Here is a 1,887-nt window from a genome sequence, read left to right on the forward strand (position 1 = left end):
TTGGTTTGGGAGAAGGCTCTGCATTACCTGTTGGGGTTCCTGTTCCGTGGCCTTCAGCCACTCCGCCAACAGGCTGGCTGAAATGCAACGGAGCAGCTTTTTCTGCTGAAGAATACCCGGAGCTGGCAAAGGCTTACCCGACAAATAAATTGCCTGATTTACGTGGTGAGTTTATTCGTGGCTGGGATGACGGACGTGGTATGGATACGGGGAGGGCAATATTATCCGCTCAGGGCGATGCCATACGTAATATCTATGGTGAGTTCAAGACTGTAAACACCGAAAATTATTCAATATGGGAATCAGTAGGCTCGTTTAAGGGGGCAGTAGTGCCTTTGAACCCCTCAACGAACAATAGTTATTTCTCCTTAATCAGAAGTATGGTGACAGAAAGAACAGATGGCGCTGTTTACCCAAAAGTGATTGGCCTTGATGCTTCAAGAATTGTTCCAACTGCAAACGAAAACCGTCCTCGTAACATTGCCTTTAATTATATCGTGAGGGCTGCCTGATGAATAAAGCCGTATTAAATAACGAACTCATTGCCATAAAAGCGGGAGTCATTACCATTTATAATTATGATGGTGAAACGCGGGAATATATTTCCACATCAACTGAATATCTTGCGGTTGGCGTCGGTATCCCGGCATGTTCTTGTTTAGATGCACCAGTTACACATAAAGCTGGTTATGCAATCTGCCGTTCTGCAGATTTTAACTCATGGGAATATGTGCCAGACCATCGCGGTGAAATCATCTATAGCACCGAAACAGGAGAATCGAAAGAAATCACAGCTCCGGGTGATTATCCTGAAAATACAACCACTATCGCCCCGTTAACGCCATACGATAAATGGGATGGTGAGAAATGGGTGACGGATACCGAGGCACAGCATAGCGCCGCAGTAGAAGCGGCAGAAGCACAGCGCCAGTCGCTGATTGATGCTGCAATGGCTTCCATCAGTCTGATTCAGCTGAAATTACAGGCCGGGCGGAAGCTGACGCAGCCAGAAAACACCCGACTTAACGCTGTGCTGGATTATATTGACGCGGTGACGGCAACAGATACCAGCACAGCGCCGGACGTCATCTGGCCTGAACTGCCGGAGGCGTAGGCCATTCAATATCTGGCGCACCGGAAGTATCGACCAGTTCCAGTGCGTCCAGATAATCCAGCCACAAATTATATTGCGCCAGTTCCTCACCTTTCAGGCGACCAATCGCCGCTTTACCAGGCCATTGCTTACTGTTTATGTATTCGTTGACCTGATTAATCAATTGCTGCTTTTCCAGTTCGGCTGCGGCAATTTGTTCCTCATGAGTTGGCGGTGGAATATCAATCCATGCAGGCATTCCGTCGATGACACCTCTGTATTTTCCTTCTGGTGCTTCCTTCATAAATTCGGCGGCAACAGTGTCGTCAATTTCGATTCCATCACCGGGCCATTCGCCGGATTCCTGATAAGCGATTTTAAGCTCCACAGGGAAAAACGCATTTTTATCGGCACTGAAAATATATTTCTGCATTTCTACCGTCCTATCGAAATATAACTGAATCTGTATTGCTGTGAGATATCACTGGTTGCCACACGCCACGCTGAATTACTGATATGTTCAAAATTTACAGACAAAACCTGCGGGGCAGGATTCGACGGGTCTGACTGAACGGCATCAGACATAACACTGACTGAAACCATCGGCTGATTAGGGAATGGTATAGGGAAGTGTCCACTGATAAAGCGGGTCGTGTTTCCTGAAAAAGTGCCAAACTGAACAATATATCCACCTGGTAGCCTGAACCATCCCGAACCAGAAGCGAATGCTCCCATATCCGGTATCTGATTATCTCCTGTGCCCACATTCCGTTTTGCCGCTTCTCCCAAACCAA

At 47.3% G+C, this 1,887-nt stretch carries 3 protein-coding genes and 1 pseudogene; 2 read left to right on the top strand and 2 right to left on the bottom strand.

From position 1 onward, the window contains the following. Positions 1-512: phage tail protein (locus D9736_RS23275; protein ID WP_001598101.1), on the top strand; the 512-nt coding region annotated here is incomplete at its 5' end. Next, positions 512-1,114 (top strand): tail fiber assembly protein, encoded by a 603-nt coding sequence (locus D9736_RS23280; protein WP_006673255.1) that lies wholly within the window; start codon positions 512-514, stop codon positions 1,112-1,114. The genes D9736_RS23275 and D9736_RS23280, both read left to right, overlap by 1 nt. Here D9736_RS23280 and D9736_RS23285 read toward each other — a convergent pair. Together D9736_RS23285 and D9736_RS23495 are read right to left on the bottom strand one after the other, a co-directional pair. Beyond that, complete coding sequence (locus D9736_RS23285; protein ID WP_001174921.1) at positions 1,086-1,526, bottom strand: tail fiber assembly protein; 441 nt, start codon at positions 1,524-1,526, stop codon at positions 1,086-1,088. The genes D9736_RS23280 and D9736_RS23285 overlap by 29 nt on opposite strands. Before the next feature lie 2 nt (positions 1,527-1,528). Next, positions 1,529-1,887, bottom strand: a pseudogene (locus D9736_RS23495) (phage tail protein); the annotation flags it as partial.

This window comes from Escherichia sp. E10V10, assembly GCF_004211985.1.
Lineage (GTDB): Bacteria > Pseudomonadota > Gammaproteobacteria > Enterobacterales > Enterobacteriaceae > Escherichia.

What these genes read in the sequence shown, in the direction of transcription:
- D9736_RS23280 (WP_006673255.1), top strand. Translation starts at nt 512, where the DNA reads ATGAATAAAGCCGTATTAAATAACGAACTCATTGCCATAAAAGCGGGA.
- D9736_RS23285 (WP_001174921.1), bottom strand. Translation starts at nt 1,526, where the DNA reads ATGCAGAAATATATTTTCAGTGCCGATAAAAATGCGTTTTTCCCTGTG.